Origin of the sequence: Janthinobacterium sp. KBS0711, assembly GCF_000988085.1 — a bacterium.
GTDB classification, from domain to species: Bacteria; Pseudomonadota; Gammaproteobacteria; order Burkholderiales; family Burkholderiaceae_D; genus Janthinobacterium; species Janthinobacterium lividum_E.
This window is the reverse complement of record NZ_LBCO01000033.1, coordinates 249153-267863: the sequence shown is the minus strand read 5'-3', so window position 1 is coordinate 267863 and position 18711 is coordinate 249153. Positions and strand designations below refer to the sequence as shown.

Here is an 18711-nt window from a genome sequence, read left to right as displayed (position 1 = left end):
CCCCGCCAGCACGGTGACGCCGGCCAGCAGCAGCCACATGCCGGCGCTGTGCCAGCCCAGGTGCGACGCCAGCACCAGCAATTCGGCCGAGACGGCGATGCCGGCGCCCACGCCCGCATACAGCAGCGGCGCGCCGCGACCATGGCCGCGCTGCACCAGCAGCCATAATGAAGCGGCCACCATGGCCAGGGCGCTGAAGACGCCGGCCACGCCACGCACCGTCACGATGAGCCAGACGGGCAACGGCAAGGCCAGCACGCCCAGGCACAGCGCCGTGCCGGCCACCGACCACAGGCACAGCCGGTGCGCGCTGTGGGCACGCGCGCGCATGGCCAGGACGGCGCCCAGCAAATAGCCGGCATAGTTGGCCGAGGCGGCCAGGCTGCCGTCGCGCAAGCTCAGGACGCCTTCCCTGACCATGTGCGGGTAGATGGCCGTGAAAGCAAAGCGGCCAAAGCCCATGCCGATGGCGAGGATGACGGCCGCGGCGATGGCGGCGCGCAGCCTGGCCGCCGCGCTCATGCCGCCGCCTCGCCCACTTGCGCCAGCAACTGCTGGAAGGCGGGCACGTCGAATCCGGCGCGCCACACCAGCACGGTGTCAATCTCCCCTGCAGGCAAGGTTTTCAAGGTGGCCGGCGCGTCCGACAGCGCCAGCACGCTGGCTGGCAGCAAGGTCACGCAAGCGCCGGCCGCCACGCAGGCGATCATCGTGTGATACGAGCTCATTTCCTGTACCTGCCACTGCGTGCTGCCCGCCACGCCCAGCATTTCCTCCGCGATGCCGCGGTAGGTGCAGCCCTGCGGGAAGGCCGCCAGCGAACGCGTGCGCACGTCCGAGGCGCGGCGCGCCTGCCCTTCGCTGGCCGGCAGCAGCAGACACAGTTCCTCGCGCCACACGGCCGTCGATGCGAGGCCCAGCTCTTCCAGGGCGGCGGCGCCGCCGAACGCTGGCGGCAAGGCCACGAAGGCGCAGTCGAGCAGGCCCGTGCGCACCTGCTCGATCAGGGGGCGCGACGGCCCCGTGCTCAGCGCCAGGCGCGTCGCCGGATAGCGGGCGTGATACGCGGCCAGCAGCGCCGGCAGCCGGCTGGCCGCCGTGCTTTCCATGCTGCCGACGCGCAAGGTGCCGCCCTCGCGCCCGCCCGTGACGACGTGCCGCGCTTCCTCCGCCAGCGCCAGCAAACGCTGCGCATACTCGAGAAAGCGCTCGCCAGCCGCCGTCAGGGCCATGCGTTTATTCGTGCGCACGAACAGTTCCGCGCCGATATCGGCTTCCAGCTGCTGGAGGCGCGTGGTGACGCTGGACGGCGCGCGACCCAGCCTGGCTGCGGCCTGGGTCACGCTCAGCTCACTGGCGACAGAGCAAAAAATCCGCAATGATTCCAACTCCATCGTATTCTCCATTTGAAAATGATTATGCTATTATATTCTCAAAATACGAATTGAATGCAGCATCCTCAACTTCATGAAGGAAACATCATGACTTCAATCCAGCCCTTCCTCGACCGTCTCGGCTTGCAACTGCCCATCATTCAGGCGCCAATGGCAGGCGTCTCCACGCCGCGCATGGCCGCCGCCGTCTCGAACGCGGGCGGCCTCGGTTCGCTGGCCATCGGCGCGGGCACGGTGGCGCAGGCGCGCCAGGTGATCGCCGACACGCGCGCGCTGACGCACCGTCCCTTCAATGTGAATGTGTTTTGCCATGCGCCGGCGATCAGGGATGCGCGGCGCGAAGCGGCCTGGCTGGCCCATCTGGCGCCCCTGTTTGCGGAGCTGGGCGCGGCCGTGCCCGTGGCACTCGACGAAATCTACGAAACGTTCATCGGCAATGAAGCGGCATTCGAGCTGTTGCTGGAACAGCGCCCCGCCGTCGTCAGCTTCCATTTCGGCTTGCCGACGCAGCAGCAGATTGCCGCCCTGCGCCAGGCAGGCATCTACACGCTGGCCACGGCCACCAATCTGCGCGAAGCGGCCCTGATCGAACAGGCGGGAGTCGACGCCATCGTGGCGCAAGGCGTGGAAGCGGGCGGCCATCGCGGCGTCTTCGACCCGCATGCGCCGGACGAGCGCCACAGCACCAGCGTGCTGCTGCGCCTGCTGGCAGGACGCACCGCCCTGCCCCTCATCGCCGCCGGCGGCATCATGGATGGACAGGGCATCCGCGCAGCGCTGGACCTGGGCGCCGCGGCCGCCCAGCTGGGCACGGCGTTCCTGCTATGCCCGGAATCGTCGGCCAATACAGGCTACCGGGCCAACCTGAAAAGCGAACGGGCGGCGTCCACCCGCCTGACCAGCGTGCTCTCGGGCCGCCTGGCGCGCGGCATGGTAAACCGTCTAATTGAATACGGCGAAGCGCCAGGCAGCCCGCCGCCAGCCGACTATCCCGTCGCCTACGATGCCGCCAAACAATTGAACGGGCTGGCTGTCCAGCACGGCAACAGCGAATTTGCCGCGCAGTGGGCCGGCCAGGGCGCGCCGCTGGCGCGGGAAATGGGGGCGGAGGAACTGGTGTTGACACTGGCGAGGGAAATGGCGGCTTGATGCCAGGATGCTTCTGGAGAAAAGGAAGTGGCTCCTGACAGTTAAACCACGGCAGCGCTGAGCGACTCGGGCCGCCGCGCAAGCAGCTGAGACAGCCGTTGAAGACCCGCCTGCAAGCGTCCACGGTCCTTGATGCTGCCCAAGGAGATCCGGATGGCATTCACGGAGTCGCCGCCAGTGGCGAATGCCTCCGCCGGCGTGACGGCGATGCCGTAGCTGGCGGCTGCACGCGCAAGCTGCGAAGAGTGCCAATACGCCGGCAACTCGATCCATACATGCAGACCGTCTCCCGCGCCGCTGTAGCGCCCCGCCAGAATATCGCGGGCCATCCGGTGGCGCAGGCGCGCCTCCTTGCGTACGCCTTCCAGCAATCCGTCAGCCGAACCGTCGAGTATCCACTGCGTGGCCAGTGCCGCCGTCAGAGGCGCGACCATCAGCGCAAATGACCTGAGCGCGACCAGGAAACGCTCGCGTTCCTCCGGATCGCGTATCAGCACGAAGGCGACACGCAAGCCGGGTGTCAGGCATTTCGACAGGGTGGAGATGTAGAGCACCTGTTCCGGGGCAAACGTGGCGACAGGCGGTGGCGGAGCCTCGGCAAGCAGCCAGTAGGGATCGTCCTCGACGATTCGTACGTTGCAGCGCTGCGCGATGCTGGCAAGCTCCTTGCGCCGGCGTTCCGGCATGGTGATGGCGGTCGGATTCTGCAATGTCGGATTGAGGTAGACCAGCGCGGGCTTGTGCTGGCGGCACGCTTGCTCAAGCATCACGGGCAGCATCCCGTGCTTGTCCGTTTGCACGGCAATCACGTGCCGGCCGAATTGGGCCGCAGCCGCACGCAAGCCGGGATAACTGGTTGGCTCTGCCAGGATGACGTCGCCAGGTTCCGTCAGCGCCAGGATCAATGCGGCGATCGCCGCTTGCGCACCGGGACAGACAACGACCTGCTGCGCATCCAGATGGCCAAACATCGGCGCCAGCCATGTGGCGCCAGCCTTGCGGTCGGAGTCGCTTCCCCCGCCCAGGTGGTAGGTCATCAGCAATTCATTATCTGCCCGCATCAGTACTTGAGACAAACCTTGTTTTAACATGTCGTCGAAGTCCACGCCAGCTGGCGGTGGCGGGGTATTCATGGAGAGGTCGAGGATGGCGGTCAATTCGACCTTCGGCGCCGCGACATACGTGCCGCGAGCACCGCGGCCTTCCAGCAAGTTGCGGCGCCTCGCTTCATCGTAGGCGCGCGTGATCGTCGTCAGGTCGACTTCCAGCTGTGCTGCCAGGTGGCGCTGCGGTGGCAGACGGTCGCCCGGTCTCAACGATCCGTCTGCCACCGCCGCCTGCAACGCATCGGCAATCTGCAAAAAACGTGGCCCTCCGTGCACGGCCAAGCGCGGCAACCAGAGTGGCAAATGTTCATCTTGTATGGTTTTCAACTGGGACATTTTGTCTCAATGTATGGAGATTGTTTTAATGTAGTATGCATCAGAACGTGCAGCAACACCATCCTTGCATGGCGGTCGCTGACGTTTTCTCCTCGCTCCTCCGCATTCGGCACATCACTGCGCCCGATGCCCTTGTTATTTCATGGCTAGCTATAATGAAAGAGTCAAACAGGATGCCTGGGGGATAATTGAACAAAAGGTTGGGACAGCAACTGCTGAAGCAGTGTTTTGAGGGAGTGCCCCTCACGATAGGTAGTGTCAAGTAATAGACTGGAAATACTCAAATGATGGATTGGACCCCTATAGTCTTCGTTACATTCAAGGCTCTCGTGCTCGGCACGGGCATGTTCTTCGCCATCAAGTGGCATTACGACCAAGGGAAGAAGGACAAGGACAAGGCAAAGCAGAATCGCGCCGTGCTGCGCGCGAGCGGCAAGGTGGTCGCAGGCTTCGTGCTATTGCTCATGGGCTTGGGACTCGTCACCTTCTTCATTGTCAGGATGGTCGGTTTGGACATGACCCTCCCATGACGGTCAAGAATAGCCGGCCGGTGCGTTGCCGGCCATTCGCGGCAGAAACGAGGCCAAGATCCGGCAAATCGTCTGCACGGAATGGTTGAAATCCGAAGACACGACATCAATCGGGCATGCTCATTGTCTTTGTTGCATTCCGCATCCAGCCGTTGATGTGCAGCGAAGACTGCACCGTATAGTATGTCAGGTTCGGCTTTGCTCAATGATCCAGGAGATACATTTGATGAAAATACTCAGCTTGGCGGGATTGGCGTTATTGGCAGGTGGTCTTTTCGGATGCGCCGGCATTCCCACGGCGTCTGTCACTTGTGCGGCGCCGGGAGGTTCCTGCTACGCCGGGCCGGGAGGGCCTTTGTACGCGGGGCCTGGCGGTGCCATGTATGCAGGCCCAGGAGGCCCCCGCTACGCAGGCCCCGGCGGCGCGTGTTATGCCGGCCCAGGAGGGGCCTGCAATGTCACGCCGGGCGGTGTCGGCGCATGCCCCGCGATCTGCGCCGCACCGGGCTCGGAGCCGATCCTGTAGTGTTCAAGGCCCTGCGGGATTCCCTCAGGACGTCTTCTGCGGCAACTGTTCGGCAAGTCCGATGAGGATTCCTTCGGGACCACGGATATAGCAGAGCCGATACATGTTTTCGTACCGGACGACTTCGCCGACCAGCTTCGCGCCGCGTTTGACGAGCCGGACGAGCGTATCGTCGATATCCTCGACGGTAAACATGACACGCAGGTAACCGAGAGCGTTAACCGGGGCGTTGCGGTGATCGGCGACCACGGGCGGCGCGAGGAAACGCGATAACTCGAGACGGCTGTGACCGTCCGGCGTCCGCAGCATGGCTATCTCCACGCGCATGCCGTGCAGACCGGTGACACCATCTGCCCAGTCTCCGTCAATTGGGGCGCGCCCTTCGAGAACGAGACCAAGTTCGGTGAAGAACGCAATGGCGGCATCGAGGTCTGCTACCACGATGCCGACGTTGTCCATGCGCTTGACTGTCATGTTGCCTCCCGGGTGTTTAATGTAGGGATAAGGAGCGCCCGGCTACGGCAACCGGTGCCGGAAAGTCGGTTCGATATTACGCGCATGCAGCCAGCGCACGATGTCTTCCAGGCTGGCGTCCTGCAGCAGCAAGCCCGGCTGCGCCGGTGACTGGGACACTACCGTTGGCAATGGAGCGGCGACGGGAGCGGGCACGGCCTCAAGCAACCCCGCATGCCCCTGCAGCTTGGCCAGCGCCTGCGCGAATTGTCCCGGGTTGATGCTGCGCAAGCTTTCCAGGAAGCCCAGCTGGGCGGCTGGCGGCGGCGGCATGTCCAGGCCAGGCTCGTCGACGAAGGCGGCGCCCATGCTGGGGTGGATGAAGGCGGCCCACTTGCCCGACGGCTGCAAGGCGGGCGGCAGCGCCGCCTGCTCCACGTCGGCGGGCGGCGCTGCGGCGAGGATGTCCGTCGAGGCGGGTAAAAAGGTGGAACGCAGCAGCTGCACGAACTGGCGCGCCTGGGCGACGGGCACGGGCGTGGCCAGCGACAGCCACAACTGGAACGCCGTGCCCGAAATGCTGACGGCGGGCGCCGGCAAGTCCAACTCGTGCTGCACGGCATTGGCGATCGCGCACAGCGCGCTCCAGTGCGCTTCCCCGCCGCCCTTGCCGCCAAATTCCAGCACCAGCGCACGCGTCAGACCGCTCCCGGTCACGAGTTGCACGGCCACCGTCTGCTCACCCGACAGATGGCGCGCCAGCACGGCCGGCGTCAGTGGCTGCGTGCCGCCGTCTGCGTCGACGTATTGCTGCTGTTCCTCGAACAGATACAGGCGGGTGAGTTCGGAAATCAGTTTATGCATGGGCGGCCTCGTAATGACATTGGCAAGACTTGCCAACTTGCCCGGATTATAGCCTCCTGGCTATTCGCGCACCGGCAACCCGGCCGCCTGCCGCGCCCGCCCGGCGCCAAACACCAGCCAGCTGCCCACGGCGAACAGGCAGGCGGCCACGCCGCCGTACAGCATCACGGCGCCAAATCCCTGAACCAATGCAAGCTTGGCCACGCCGGCCGGCAGCGCGCCGGCGACCTTGCCTGCCGATAAATCCTCGGCCATGGCGCGCAAGGTGGCCGCGTCCAGTCCGCCGGGAAGATGCGGCCGCAAGGCGGACTGGATGGCGTCGACGAGGATAAAGCCCATCAGCGCGATATTGATGGACAGGCTGATCATGCGCGCGCTGATGTCGATGCTGGAAGCCATGCCGGCCCGTTCGCCGGGCACGGCGCCCGTCGTCGTGTTGGTGACGGGCGTGTTGGTCAAGCCCAGACCCGTGCCCGCCAGCAGACAGCCGGGCAGGATCGTCAGACAGCTGGCGGCGTCCGCCTGGCTGCCCCACAGCATCAATAGAAAGCCCGCGCCGATGGCCAGCAAGCCGGCGGGGATCACCGCATCGGCCCGGTAGCGCAGCGCCAGCCGCTCGGCCAGCGGCGGCACGAGCAAGGTGGGCAAGGTGTAGGCCAGCAAGGTCAGGCCCGTGCCCAGGCTGTCGTAGCCGAGGCCATGCTGCACATACAGGGGCAGATAAATCATGAGCGGCCAGAAACTGCAGTTCATGCCCGCCGAACCGAGCAAGGCGCCCGAGAAGCGGCGGATGCGAAAGACGGCAAAATCGACCATCGGTTCGGCCTGGCGCCGTTCGATGAAGGCAAACGCGGCAAAACCGGCCAGCGCCACGGCCAGGCTGGCCAGCGTGCGCGGGTCCGCAAAACCCAGCGCCGGTCCCTGCGTGATGCACCAGGCCAGGCTGAACACGGCCAGCGACAGAGTGGCGATGCCCGCCACGTCCAGCTCGCGCCTCTGCGGGTCGCGCGATTCGCTCACGCCCAGCGCCACCAGCAGCAGTACCGCCAGCGCCAGCGGCCCGTGCACGAGAAATACCCACTGCCAGCTTGACAGCGCGACGATGGCCGCGCCGATGATGGGTCCGAAGCCCAGGCCCAGGCCAAACACGATGCCCCAGGCGCCAAACGCCCGGCCCCGCGCGGCGCCGGCCGGGAACTGCCGCGACAGCACGGCCACCTGGCAAATCAGCATGGCGCCGCCGGCCATGCCCTGTACCGCACGCGCCACGATCAGCACGCCCGTGCTGCCGGCCCAGCCGCATGCCAGGGAACTGACACCGAACAATGCCAGGCTGGCGAGCAGCAAGCGCTTGCGGCCATAGCGGTCGGCCAGGGTGCCCGTGGCCATCAGCACGGTGGTGCAGGCCAGCGTGTAGGCGTTCATGATCCATTGCAAGTCCTTGAAGTCGCCATGCAGCACGGTTTCCAGGGTGGGCAGGATGAGGGGCACACTGGAAATTTCCAGGCCAAACATCAGCGAGGCCAGGCAGACGGCGGCCAGGGTGAGTGCGTTTTGTTGCGAAGTAGTCGGTAGCATCGAAGCCTTGCTTTCGGTAGTCATGGAGGGATGCGTAGTGCCGCAGCACTGCAAGCGACCATTCTAGAAAACCTCGACTCATGAGGGAAATGATAAAATTTTGTACAATTTATTCATTTTCATCATGAATCATGGGAGCCCCATGGACTTCGATACCGCCCTGCTGCGCGCCTTTGTGGCGGTACAGGACACGGGCGGCTTTACGCGCGCCGCCGAACGGCTGCATCTGAGCCAGTCCGCCATCAGCCACCAGATCCGCCGCCTGGAAGAGCAAGCGGGCACCGCGCTGCTGCTGCGCACGACGCGCAGCCTGCGCCTGACGGAAGACGGCGAGGATTTTCTGCGCCACGCGCGGCAAATCCTAGCCGCCCAGGATGCGCTGGCGCGGCGCTTTCAGCGCTCCTCGATTGCGGGTGCCGTGCGCTTTGGCGTGCCGGAAAATTTCATGGGCGCGCGTTTGCCCGCCCTGCTGGCACAGTTCGCGCACCTGTTTCCTGCCGTGCGGCTGGATGTCACGGTGGGCACCTATCTTGACTTGCAAAAACTGGTCGCCGCCGATGCGCTGGACCTGGCCGTTGTCATGACCCTGGCCGATGGCCAGGATGAGGCGGCCGTGCTGCGCCGCACGCGCTTCGTCTGGGCCGCGGCGCACGACTTCCGGCACGATGGCGCGCTGCCGCTGCCGCTGGCGTTTTCACCCGCGCCCTGCATGCACCGGCAAGTGGGCGTCGACGCCCTCGATGGCGCCGGAATCGACTGGCGCGTGGCGTTCACCTCGCCCAGCCAGCAGGGCTTGCGCGCCGCCGTGCTGGCTGGCTTGGCGATCACGGCCCTGCCGCAAGGCGACCTGGAAGCGGGCATGGTGGTCATCGATGGCCAGCATGGTTTGCCCGCCCTGCCCGCAGCCCGGTTCCAGCTCGTCTGGCGCGCCGCCAGCAGCACGGCGGCGGCCGAAGCGTTCGGACAATTGCTGCGCGAGTGGTCAGCGGCCGCGGCGGCATGAAGTTGCAAAAAAGTGTAGCCTTCGCAGGTATACATTTTCAAGCCAAAGGCTATCCTCTTCCATGACATCCCGTACTTTTCTCGTTACCGGCGCGACACGCGGTATCGGCTATGCCATCAGCACCTTGCTGCATCAGCAAGGCCATCGGGTCATCGGCATCGCCCGGCACATTGAAGGCGTGGACTTTCCCGGCACCTTGGTGGCCTGCGATCTTGGCGACCTGGCGCAGACGGCGCAGGTTCTCAAGACGCTTGAACAAGAGTTTGACATCGATGGCATCGTGAACAAGGCAGGCATTGCCTCGCCCCAGCCGCTGGGGCAAATCGACTTTGCCACCTTGCAGAACGTCTTCGACCTGAACGTGCGCGCCGCCATCCAGGTGACGCAGCAGTTCGTGGCGGCGATGAAGCAGCGCCGCTATGGCCGGATCGTGAATATCTGCAGCCGGGCCATCCACGGCAACGTGAACCGCACGGCCTATTCCGCCGCCAAAAGCGCCCTGGTCGGCTGCACGAAAACCTGGGCCCTGGAGTTGGCCGAACACGGCGTGACGGTCAATGCGGTCGCGCCAGGCCCCGTGGAAACGGAACTGTTCCGCAAGACCCGCCCCGTCGGCAGCGAGATGGAACGCCAGGTGCTTGCAACGATACCGATGCGGCGCCTGGGACAGCCCGATGAAATTGCCGCCGCCGTCGGCTTCCTGCTGTCGGAACAAGCCAGTTACGTGACAGGCCAGGTGCTGGCGGTCGATGGCGGAGGCAGCTTGGGCGGGCGCGCCTGATAACTCAGCAGCAGCAAGGCTAGCATCAACAAGCCGCCGAATGTCAGGGGGTAGATGCTTTGCACCCAGGCCAGACCCGTATCCGTAAAGCCCAGTTCCTAGTGGATTTTAGGCGAGCCCGTCAGCACGATGGACGTGCCGAGCACGATCATCCCCTGGCTGACGAGGATGAGGGCAGAAATGCCAAAGTCCGCATGAACTTATTAGCCAAAATAATGAATTGCGTAGAAGCAGTATCAACGGGCCAGCCGAACCGCCAGCACTGCCGCCCCGGTGGCAAAGCATAGCCAGCAGGCCAGGAAAATATCGGCCGCATACGGCGTGCGGTCCCAATAGCTGTCGCCGGGCGGCAGTTGCAAGACCAGGCCGCCCCAAAGCAACATGGCACCCCATGCGATGACGCTGGCAATAACAAAACCCAGTAGCGAATAAAGAAAAGTTTTCATCACGCGATAGTCCGACAAGATTGCTTGCAGAATAACAGCAAAACGCAGCGCGATGACCTGCGGCTGCAAGTGCACGGCACGCGCAGCGTCGCGCCGACGCAAGCGGGCGGTTTGAGCCAACGCAAGGCGACACCGGGCGTCAATGATCACCAGACGAACACGCATTTACCCGCCGCCTGCGCAGGACTATAGTGGCGTCTTCCCAATCTGTTCAAGGATAGGATCGCCATGAAACTCTTTTACTCGCCGGGTGCCTGCTCGCTGGCGCCGCACATCATCCTGCGCGAAACGGGCACGCCGTTCACCCTGGTCAAGGTCGACCTGGGCCAGCACAAGACGCCGGAAGGCGGCAGTTACTATGAGCTCAACCCGAAAGGCCAGGTACCGCTGCTGGCGCTCGACGATGGGCGGACCTTGAGCGAAGGCCCCGTCATCGCCCAATACATCGCCGAGCTGGCCGGCAAAGAGGACCTGCTGCCGCCCGTGGGCAACTTTGCCCGCTACAAGGTGATGGAATGGCAGAATTACATCACGTCCGAGCTGCACAAATCGTACAGCCCCCTGTTCGATTCCCGCATCGACGCCGCCACCAAGGCCATCTTCATCGAGCAACTGGGCAAGAAATATGCGTGGATCAACAGCCGCCTGGAAGGCCAGGCCTACCTGACCGGCGACACGATGACCGTGGCCGATCCCTACCTGTTCGCCGTGACGGGCTGGGCGCCGCAGCTGGGCGTGGACCTGTCGCAACTGGCCAATGTGCAGGCATTCCTGGGCCGCATGACCGAGCGCGACAGCGTCAAGGCGGCACTGGAAGCGGAAGGACTGGCCAAGGCCGCTTGAGGGCTGTTGCACGGGGTTACCCTGGGCTGGCGCCGCGCGACAGTCCCGTGCTAAGATCGTGGCGTCGAAAAAGGTGGACCGGCGTGGTGAGCCCCGGTCAGCCGTCCGCCTGCGGACGGTCATATTCCAGCCCTGGGGGCCGCGGACCACGACGAAAAGCGGACGTGCGCCGTTTTTTCGTCGGCGTGCGTTCCGTCACCCTGCTGCCTGAACGGCGTTCCGCTTGCCGCGAAAATTCACCACGTCCTTGACCGAGTGTGCTCTGCACAACCACCAGGACGACATCATGAACCCAGCTTCAATCCACACCCCTGTACTCATCATCGGCGGCAGCCTCGTCGGGCTTTCAGCCTCGCTCTTCCTCGCATGGCGCGGCGTGCCGCACATCCTCGTTGAAAAACACCACGGCAGCGCCGCGCACCCCCGCGCCACGGGCTTCACGGAACACACGCTGGAATTTTTCCGCGCCGCCGGCATCGCCGAGCGCATTCCCCAGGTACCGCCCGGCACCAGCGTGCGCCGCGCCCGCGTGGAAAGTCTGGCGGGTCAGCACTACGAGGAATTGCCATGGACGCCAGGCCAGCCGGAAGAGCGCGACGGCAAAGCCTCGCCCACGACCGGTGCCGCCATCGCCCAGGACTTGCTGGAACCGATACTGCGCGAGGCCGCCCGCGCGCGCGGCGCGGACCTGCGCACGGGCGTGGAACTGCTGTCCGTGCAGCAGGATGCGCAGTGCGTCACGGCGCAGCTGCGCCAGCGCGACACGGGCGCATGCTATGCCGTCACGGCCGATTACCTGATCGCCGCCGATGGCGCGGCCAGCCCCATCCGCGAACAGCTGGGCATCGCGCGCCAGGGCGCCGGTCCCCTGCGCGTGCTGCGCAGCGTGCTGTTCCGCTGCGCGGAGGCGGACGCCTTTCTGGAACGGGGCATCCGCCAGTTCGACATCGACCAGCCAGGCTTCAAGGGCTTCCTGGGCACGTATTCCGATGGGCGCTGGTTCCTCATGTTTGAAGAGCAAAGCGATAGCACTGACGAGCAATTGCGGGCGCTGGTCCGCCAGGCCCTGGGCAAGGACATGCTGTTCGAGCTGATCACCACGGGGCGCTGGGAGCTGGCCGGCCTGATCGCGGACAGGTTCAGCGAGGGGCGCATTTTCCTGGCCGGAGATTCTGCCCATCAATTGCCGCCCACGCGGGGTGGCTACGGCGCCAACACGGGCATAGACGACGTCTACAACCTGGCATGGAAGCTGCAAAGGGTCCTGCGGCGGCAATCGCGCCCCGCCCTGCTCGACACCTACACGGACGAGCGCCGGCCCATCGCCTGGCTGCGGCACCAGCAAACCTTTGCCCGGCCGGACTATGCGAAATGGGTCGGCGATGGCTACCAGGACGCGCCACTGTATGGCAACCTGGCGATGGAACTGGGCCAGCTGACGCGCTCTGGCGCCATCCTCGGCGCGGACGCGGCACTGCCGCCGGCCGCCCATCCGCGCGACTGGGCCGGCCAGCCAGGCACGCGCGCGCCCCATGTATGGGTACGGCATCGCGGCAACAGCATCTCCAGCATCGACCTGTTGACCGAGGATTTCGTGCTGCTGACAGCCGATCCGCGCTGGTCCGCCGCCGCCGCGCACCTATCGTTGAAGACCTTGCTGGCCGGCGCCGACGTGGTTTTCCCCGCCGATCAGGCCTTGGGCGACACCTTCGGCACAGGCGATGACGGCGCCGTGATCGTCCGGCCGGACGGCATCATTGCGTGGCGCTCGGCGCCGTCTGCGGTGCCAAGCGCCACGCTGCTGCGCGCGGTGATGGAAAAAATCGCCTTGCCGCACGGCTGACGGCAACGGCGCCGCCGCGCTGTGCGAAAATGCCCGGCTTTGCCATAGCCGGACTTTGCCCATGCCGCACGCTGCCCTCGCTACCATTGCTATCCTTTCCGAACGCGACGCGCGCCGCATCGCCCGCCACGCCCAGACGGGTGATGCGGCCTGCTTTTTGCATCCGGCCCAGCAAGCCTTGCTGCACCGGCGCGGCTGGCTGACGATGCTGGCGCCGCGCAGCGCGGGCGGCGCCGAGCTGCCCCTGCCGCAAGTGGTGCGTCTGGAAGAAGCCGTGGCCACCGCCGATGGCAGCATGGGCTGGGTGCTGACCCTGTGCGCGGGCGCGGGCTGGTTCGCGGGCTTCCTGGAACCTGAGCTGGCGCAGGCCATCATCGGCACGCCCCGCGTCTGCCTGGGCGGCAGCGGCGCGGCGACAGGTTATGCGGAGGAAGAAGGCGACGGCTACCGCATCACGGGCAGCTGGGACTACGCCAGCGGCGCGCCCATGGCGACCCACTTCACCCTGAACGCCCGGCTGCAGCGCGATGGCCAGCCCCTGCTCGATGACAAAGGCAAACCGCGCATCCGCGCCTTTCTCGTGCCCGCCGCACTGGTGCAGCTGGTGCCCTCGTGGAACAGCATCGGCATGCGCGCCAGCGCCTCGCACAGCTACCGCATCGATGACCAGTGGCTCGGCAAGGAACATGGTTTTACGATCAGTCCCGGCACCGCGACGGCCGAGGGCCCCCTGTACCGCTATCCGTTCTACTCGCTCGCCTACGTGACCCTGGCCGCCAACGTGGCCGGCATGGCCGCGCATTTCATGCAATTGGCCGAAGAATGCATGCGCCACCGACGCCATGCGCGCGCCGGCTTGCCGCTGCTGGACGTGCCGGAGGTGGCCGCATTCCTGCAAGGCAAGCAAGACGCCTTCACTGCCGCCCGCACCCGCTTCTATGCCGTGCTGGACAACAGCTGGGCGCAAGTGGCGGCCGGCGCGGTGCTCGACGCGGACGGCATGCAGGCCGTGCAGACGAGTTCACTGGATTTGGTCGCCGTGTGCCGCGCGGCAGTCGATGGCCTGTATCCGTACTGCGGCCTGTACGCGGCCCGCGAAGACAGCACCATCAACCGCGTCTGGCGCGATTTCCATACGGCCAGCCAGCATTCACTGCTGCTGCCCTGACGGCCGCAGCTTGAGCGGTTCGGCAATGGTCAGCACCACCAGGAAGGTCAGGCAGGAAATGGCCGCCATGAAGCCGAACACATAATCCCAGCCGTAATGATCCAACAGCATGCCGACGATCCACGGCGTGGCCGCGCCGCCCAGCTGGCCGCCCATGTTGACGACGGCGTTCGCCACGGGAAATTTTTCCTTCGAGACGAATTGCATCGGATACACCATGTAGGCGGAAAAACCGATGCTCAGCAGCACGCCCGTGAGGAACAGCAGCGCGCCGTATTGCAGCGGGTCGGCCGGCGCATGGATCAGCAAGTACATCATGACGGCCGTCGACAGTGCGGAAATGAGCATGCCGGGCTTGCGGCGCTTGTCGAGCACGCGGTCGGCCAGCAAGCCGCCCAGGATATTGCCGAAGACGGCGCCCACCCACGGCGCGGCCGCCACCATGCCCATGTTCATGATCGAAAACTGTTTTACGGTCAGCAAATATGTGGGGATCCAGGCCAGCAGCACGCTGGAAATGCCCAGCTGGCAGCAATAGCCGAGCGCGCAGCCGAGAATATTCCACGAAGCAAACACGCCACGGCTGGTGGTAACAGCTGGCACCTCGCGCACACGGATCAGCCTGTCGAGCCACGGCATGGGCCGCGACGTGGCCGCCGAGCCGGTGTTGCTGCCATCGAGCGCCTTTTCCTCGATGACGGCCAGTTCTTCCCCGTTGACGAAGCGGCTTTCGCCCGGCTTGTTGGTGACGAGGAAATACCAGAAGATGGCCAGAATCACGCCGGGCACGGAAAACCAGATGAACACTTCGCGCCAACCCCAGGCGGCGATGATGGCCGCACCGAGGATGGGCGTGATGACGGGGCCGAACTTGACGGCGGACAGGAACAGGCCCGAGGCCGTGCCCTTCTCGCGCGAGGGAAACCAGTGATTGATGGTCGTCGTCACGCCGATCGGCAACGGTCCTTCCGCCAGGCCCAGGCCGATGCGGCACAGTTTCAATGACAGCAGGGAACCCACGAGTCCCGTCAGCCCGGTGGCGATCGAGGTGAGGATCATGGAAATGGTAAACACCTTGCGCACGCCGAACTTCGACAGCAGCCAGGCGGAAGGCAGTTGCGCCAGCGCATAGGCGACGAGGAACAGGCTGACGAGCCCGCCCGCGTCGGTATTGCTCATTTCGAACTCCTTGCGCAAAAACGGCAAGACCACGCCCAGGTTGGCGCGGTCGGCGGCGGCAATCGTGTAGACGATGAAAAACAGGGCCGCGACGACCCAGCGGTAGCGCGTGGGACGGCGGGCGGCCAGCGGTGCGGCGGGCGCCGCAGCCGGGGCGGTGGTAATGGTATGCATGAGGTGTCTCCCGATTTTTTTCTAGTGATGGCGGATGTCAGCGCAGTTCCAGCCGGCGCAATGTCTCTTCCAGGCCCAGCAGGTCGACGGTCGTGGCGCCGTCTCGGATCTGCTGGCGAAATTGCGCTTCCTTCTCTTCGCGCTGGCGGCTTTTCTGCAGCACCGCTTCCACCTCGTGGCGCTTCACCACCACCACGCCGTCCTGGTCGCCGACGATGATGTCGCCCGGGTCAATGCTGACGTCGCCGATGGTGACGGTCACGTTCAGGCGTCCCGGCTGGTGCTTGCCCGTGCCCTTGATCGACAGGCCCCGGCTGAAGACGGGAAAGCCGGCTTCCGTCATGGCGGCCGCGTCGCGCACGGCGCCATGGATCACCAGGCCGGCCAGGCCGATCCGCTGCGCCTGCTCGGTAAACACGTCGCCCCACACGCCCGCCTCCAAGAAACCCTTGGCGTCGACCACCAGCACGTCGCCGGGCCGGGCCTTGAGCATGGCGTAATGCAGCATCAGGTTGTCGGCCGGGCGCGTATCGACGGTCAGGGCGGGTCCGGCCAGGCGCATGCCGGGCGCAATCGGCTTGATGCCGCTGTCGAGCGCGCCTTTCGCGCCCTGCGCTTCATAGATGGTGGCCGCACCCAGCTGGCGCAGGGCGTGCAAGGTGGCAATGGAAACATGCTGGTCCATGGTGTGCTTTCAGAGATGAAGTGAGGGAAGAATCAGGCGGTGGCGGGCTTGCGCTGCAGGGTGTGATAGCCGAACTGGCGCCGCGCGTCGCGCAGGGACATGCCGTCCAGCGCGGCGGCGACGATGCGCAATTCCACGGCCTGCATGGCCAGGGCCCGTTCGAAGACGTCGTGCGCCCGGTCCGCCGGCACGATGACGACGCCATCCTGGTCGGCCACGACGATGTCGCCGGACGCCACGCGCACGCCGGCCAGGCTGACAGGCGCGCCGATGGCATCCACCTGCACCCGGTCCTTGCCGGTGCGCATGAAGCGCCCCAGCGCAAACAGGGGGTAGCCGGCCGCATCGGCTTCCGCCGTGTCGCGGCACACGCCGCCGACGATGGTGCCGGCCACGCCACGCTGCGCCGCCAGCTGGCTCATGATGCCGCCCCATACCGTGCAATCGCGGCGGGCCGCGTTGTCGAGCACGGCAATGGCGCCGGCGGGAATATCGTCGAGGTAATCGCCCACCGTGCCGGGCGACTGGCTGTCTACGGGCGCGAAGCGCACGGTGAAGGCGGGGCCGAACAGGCGCCGCGGTCCCGCCACAGGGACGAGGCCGGGCACGCTGCCGGGCAAACCGAAATAGTCGAGCGCGTCCGACACTTCCGCGCTGCTCAGGCCGCGGGCCTGCGTGAATACACTGTCTTCCATGAAACGTCTCCAGATCTTGTTGTCGTGGAGCCCAGTTTCATATAAAGTGTTTTCAATATCAAACATCGATTATTGACTCTTGGATCAATAAAAATGAACCTAAGACAGTTGCGGTATTTTTGCGAGGTGGTGGAAGCGGGCAGCGCCGCGCACGCGGCCGAGCGCCTGCACGTGGCGCCCACGGCCATCAGCATGCAGCTGGGGCAGCTGGAAGCCCACCTGGGCGGCGAACTGTTCGACCGTGCACGCCGGCCCATGGAGCCGACCTCGCTGGGCCGGTTTTTCTATCCGCGCGCCAAGGAGCTGCTGCTGCAGGCGGCGCGGCTGGACGACGAGGCCAAGGGCCTGGCGACGGGCAGCCACGGCTGGCTGGGCATCGCCTTTACCCGCTCGGCCACGTTTTCCGTGCTGCCGCGGGCCATCCGCCAGTTTCGCGCGGCCTATCCGCAGGTGCAGCTGGACCTGGTCGAGGCGCTGTCCGAATACCAGCCGGCGCAGCTGCGCCAGGGCCGCATCGATATCGGCCTGTCGCGCTTCATCGGCCCCTGCGAAGCGCCGCCCGACCTGTGCCATGCGGTCACCCTGGACGACCCGCTGGTGGCCGCCCTGCCCCTGCACCATCCATTGGCGGGGCGCACGTCGCTGCGCGCGGCCGAGCTGGCGGACATTCCCTTCATCCTGTATCCGAAAGACCCGATCAGCCCGTTCGGCCAGCAGATCGTCGCCGCGCTGAAGGCGGCGGGCGCCGAGCCGGCCGTCGCGTATTCCGCCGTGGAAATCTACACGGCCCTGTCGCTGGTGGGCGCCGGCCTGGGCGCCACCCTGGTGGCCCGTTCCATCGCGGAAAACAACCGCACCGACGTGGTTTTCCTGCCCGTGGACGACATCGCCACAAGCACCACCGTGGTAGCCGTCACGCGGGCCGATGAAAAAAGCCGCCTGGTGGCGGCTTTCCTGGAGATTCTGGCGCATGGCGCAGGACGCTGACGGCGCCTCAGAGATCAAGGTGTTGCGTCCGTGTTCCAGCCAAAGGCTGGCGGACGCCATACGGACCGGATTGCCTGATACTATGGGACATTGCTACTTCCCGCTCCCCTATCCATGCACGTCAACACGCTCAGCAGCCTTGCGCAACTTTTGGCCAGCGCCGAAACGGAAACCTTGGCCTTTCCCACCAGCATCAATACGGCCCTGCTCCTGCAAAAGGAACTGGCCAACCCCGATTGCCACTCGGCCGACATCAGCCGGCTGCTGCTGTGCGAACCGACCTTGTCGGCGCGCGCCGTGGCGCTGGCCAATTCGGCCATGTTCGCGGCAGGCCAGGCGCCCGCCATCACCAGCGTGCGCGCCGCCGTCGAGCGGCTGGGCCACCGCAACCTGTATGCGCTGGCGACGGCGGCCGTCATCCGCCAGCTGAACGCGGGCATCCGCGACGAAGCCTTGCGCGCCCGCGCCACCCAGCTGTGGGCGCACACCGTGCACGTGGCGGCGCTGGCGCATGGATTGGCGGGCGCCGTCACGCAGACGGACGCCGATACGGCGCTGTTCGCCGGCATCGTGCATGAAGTGGCGGGCTTTTATCTGCTGGCCCAGGCAGACAAGACCCCGGGCCTGTACGACCACCTGGAAACGCAGATGGCCTCCACTCTGGAAGTGATCGGCCGCTCGCTGATGCGCCAGCTGGGCGTGCCGCAGCCGGTGGCCGATGCCGTCAATACCTTGCCTGGCTCGACCATCATGCTGCCGCCCGAGGGCTTGCGCGACACCCTGCTGCTGGCCAAGGCGCTGGCGCCCGTTGCCTCGCCGCTGCCGCAGGCCGGCATCACCATCAGCGCGCCGCTGCAGCACTACTTGGAACACGATCCCGTGCTGCAGGCGCTGCGCACGCAGCCGTCGGCCGAAGCGAAGGCCCTGATCGAGGTACTGCTCAGCTGATGGCCGATCTGCTATGATGGCGC

At 65.6% G+C, this 18711-nt stretch carries 19 protein-coding genes; 9 read left to right on the top strand and 10 right to left on the bottom strand.

What is annotated here, in order from left to right:
- Positions 1-522, bottom strand: a 522-nt coding sequence (locus VM94_RS27860) for a YbfB/YjiJ family MFS transporter (protein ID WP_144417560.1), incomplete at its 3' end; no start/stop codon positions are given.
- Complete coding sequence (locus tag VM94_RS19885; RefSeq protein ID WP_046685015.1) at positions 519-1394, bottom strand: LysR family transcriptional regulator; 876 nt, start codon at positions 1392-1394, stop codon at positions 519-521. The genes VM94_RS19885 and VM94_RS27860, both read right to left, overlap by 4 nt.
- Positions 1395-1481: 87 nt before the next feature.
- Here VM94_RS19885 and VM94_RS19880 point away from each other — a divergent pair, with 87 nt between their 5' ends.
- Positions 1482-2543, top strand: a complete 1062-nt coding sequence (locus VM94_RS19880; protein ID WP_046685014.1) for an NAD(P)H-dependent flavin oxidoreductase — start codon at positions 1482-1484, stop codon at positions 2541-2543.
- A gap of 41 nt (positions 2544-2584) precedes the next feature.
- On the opposite strand, the gene VM94_RS19875 is transcribed toward VM94_RS19880, so the two are convergent.
- Positions 2585-3985, bottom strand: coding sequence for an aminotransferase-like domain-containing protein (locus VM94_RS19875; RefSeq protein ID WP_185982117.1), 1401 nt, complete (start codon positions 3983-3985; stop codon positions 2585-2587).
- 284 nt (positions 3986-4269) lie between these two features.
- Between VM94_RS19875 and VM94_RS19870 the strand changes: the two genes are divergently transcribed.
- On the top strand, positions 4270-4515 hold the full coding sequence (locus VM94_RS19870) for a hypothetical protein (RefSeq protein WP_046685013.1): 246 nt from the start codon (positions 4270-4272) through the stop codon (positions 4513-4515).
- 550 nt (positions 4516-5065) lie between these two features.
- On the opposite strand, the gene VM94_RS19865 is transcribed toward VM94_RS19870, so the two are convergent.
- The 3 genes from VM94_RS19865 to VM94_RS19855 are packed head-to-tail and all read right to left on the bottom strand — an operon-like array spanning position 5066 to position 7936.
- On the bottom strand, positions 5066-5515 hold the full coding sequence (locus tag VM94_RS19865) for a VOC family protein (RefSeq protein ID WP_046685012.1): 450 nt from the start codon (positions 5513-5515) through the stop codon (positions 5066-5068).
- A gap of 42 nt (positions 5516-5557) precedes the next feature.
- Entirely contained in the window at positions 5558-6358 is an 801-nt protein-coding gene (locus VM94_RS19860; protein ID WP_046685011.1) for a TOTE conflict system archaeo-eukaryotic primase domain-containing protein, read from the bottom strand.
- Between the two features lie 60 nt (positions 6359-6418).
- Positions 6419-7936, bottom strand: a complete 1518-nt coding sequence (locus VM94_RS19855; RefSeq protein WP_046685542.1) for an MFS transporter — start codon at positions 7934-7936, stop codon at positions 6419-6421.
- Between the two features lie 142 nt (positions 7937-8078).
- Between VM94_RS19855 and VM94_RS19850 the strand changes: the two genes are divergently transcribed.
- Both VM94_RS19850 and VM94_RS19845 read left to right on the top strand, forming a co-directional pair.
- Positions 8079-8939, top strand: coding sequence for a LysR substrate-binding domain-containing protein (locus VM94_RS19850; protein ID WP_046685541.1), 861 nt, complete (start codon positions 8079-8081; stop codon positions 8937-8939).
- A 61-nt stretch (positions 8940-9000) separates the two neighbouring features.
- On the top strand, positions 9001-9720 hold the full coding sequence (locus VM94_RS19845; RefSeq protein ID WP_046685010.1) for an SDR family oxidoreductase: 720 nt from the start codon (positions 9001-9003) through the stop codon (positions 9718-9720).
- A gap of 236 nt (positions 9721-9956) precedes the next feature.
- Here the strand turns inward: VM94_RS19845 and VM94_RS28295 are convergent, their stop codons facing one another.
- The gene (locus VM94_RS28295; protein ID WP_138828840.1) at positions 9957-10331 is read right to left on the bottom strand and encodes a hypothetical protein; all 375 of its coding nucleotides are present in this window, start codon (positions 10329-10331) and stop codon (positions 9957-9959) included.
- Positions 10332-10394: 63 nt separating this feature from the next.
- Here VM94_RS28295 and gstA point away from each other — a divergent pair, with 63 nt between their 5' ends.
- The 3 genes from gstA to VM94_RS19825 all read left to right on the top strand — a co-directional run bounded on the left by gstA (position 10395) and on the right by VM94_RS19825 (position 14020).
- Entirely contained in the window at positions 10395-11009 is a 615-nt protein-coding gene (gene gstA, locus VM94_RS19835; RefSeq protein ID WP_046685008.1) for a glutathione transferase GstA, read from the top strand.
- 286 nt (positions 11010-11295) lie between these two features.
- A complete protein-coding gene (locus VM94_RS19830) occupies positions 11296-12852 on the top strand; it encodes an FAD-dependent monooxygenase (protein WP_046685007.1) in 1557 nt (518 codons plus the stop codon).
- Between the two features lie 61 nt (positions 12853-12913).
- Complete coding sequence (locus tag VM94_RS19825; protein WP_046685006.1) at positions 12914-14020, top strand: acyl-coA dehydrogenase-like protein; 1107 nt, start codon at positions 12914-12916, stop codon at positions 14018-14020.
- Here the strand turns inward: VM94_RS19825 and VM94_RS19820 are convergent.
- From VM94_RS19820 to VM94_RS19810, 3 genes are read right to left on the bottom strand one after another with little or no spacing between them, the layout of a single operon-like run.
- Positions 14003-15373: an MFS transporter gene (locus tag VM94_RS19820; protein WP_082127809.1), complete on the bottom strand. Its 1371-nt coding sequence runs from the start codon at positions 15371-15373 to the stop codon at positions 14003-14005. The two genes, VM94_RS19825 and VM94_RS19820, sit on opposite strands and share 18 nt — an antisense overlap.
- A gap of 37 nt (positions 15374-15410) precedes the next feature.
- Positions 15411-16058 carry a 4-carboxy-4-hydroxy-2-oxoadipate aldolase/oxaloacetate decarboxylase gene (locus VM94_RS19815; protein ID WP_046685005.1) on the bottom strand — a complete coding sequence of 216 codons (648 nt, stop codon included), beginning with the start codon at positions 16056-16058 and terminating at the stop codon, positions 15411-15413.
- A gap of 32 nt (positions 16059-16090) precedes the next feature.
- Positions 16091-16753 carry an RraA family protein gene (locus VM94_RS19810; protein WP_046685004.1) on the bottom strand — a complete coding sequence of 221 codons (663 nt, stop codon included), beginning with the start codon at positions 16751-16753 and terminating at the stop codon, positions 16091-16093.
- Positions 16754-16846: 93 nt separating this feature from the next.
- Between VM94_RS19810 and VM94_RS19805 the strand changes: the two genes are divergently transcribed.
- On the top strand, positions 16847-17740 hold the full coding sequence (locus tag VM94_RS19805) for a LysR family transcriptional regulator (protein WP_046685003.1): 894 nt from the start codon (positions 16847-16849) through the stop codon (positions 17738-17740).
- Between the two features lie 150 nt (positions 17741-17890).
- Entirely contained in the window at positions 17891-18688 is a 798-nt protein-coding gene (locus VM94_RS19800) for an HDOD domain-containing protein (protein ID WP_160309308.1), read from the top strand.
- The last annotated feature ends 23 nt before the right edge of the window (positions 18689-18711 follow it).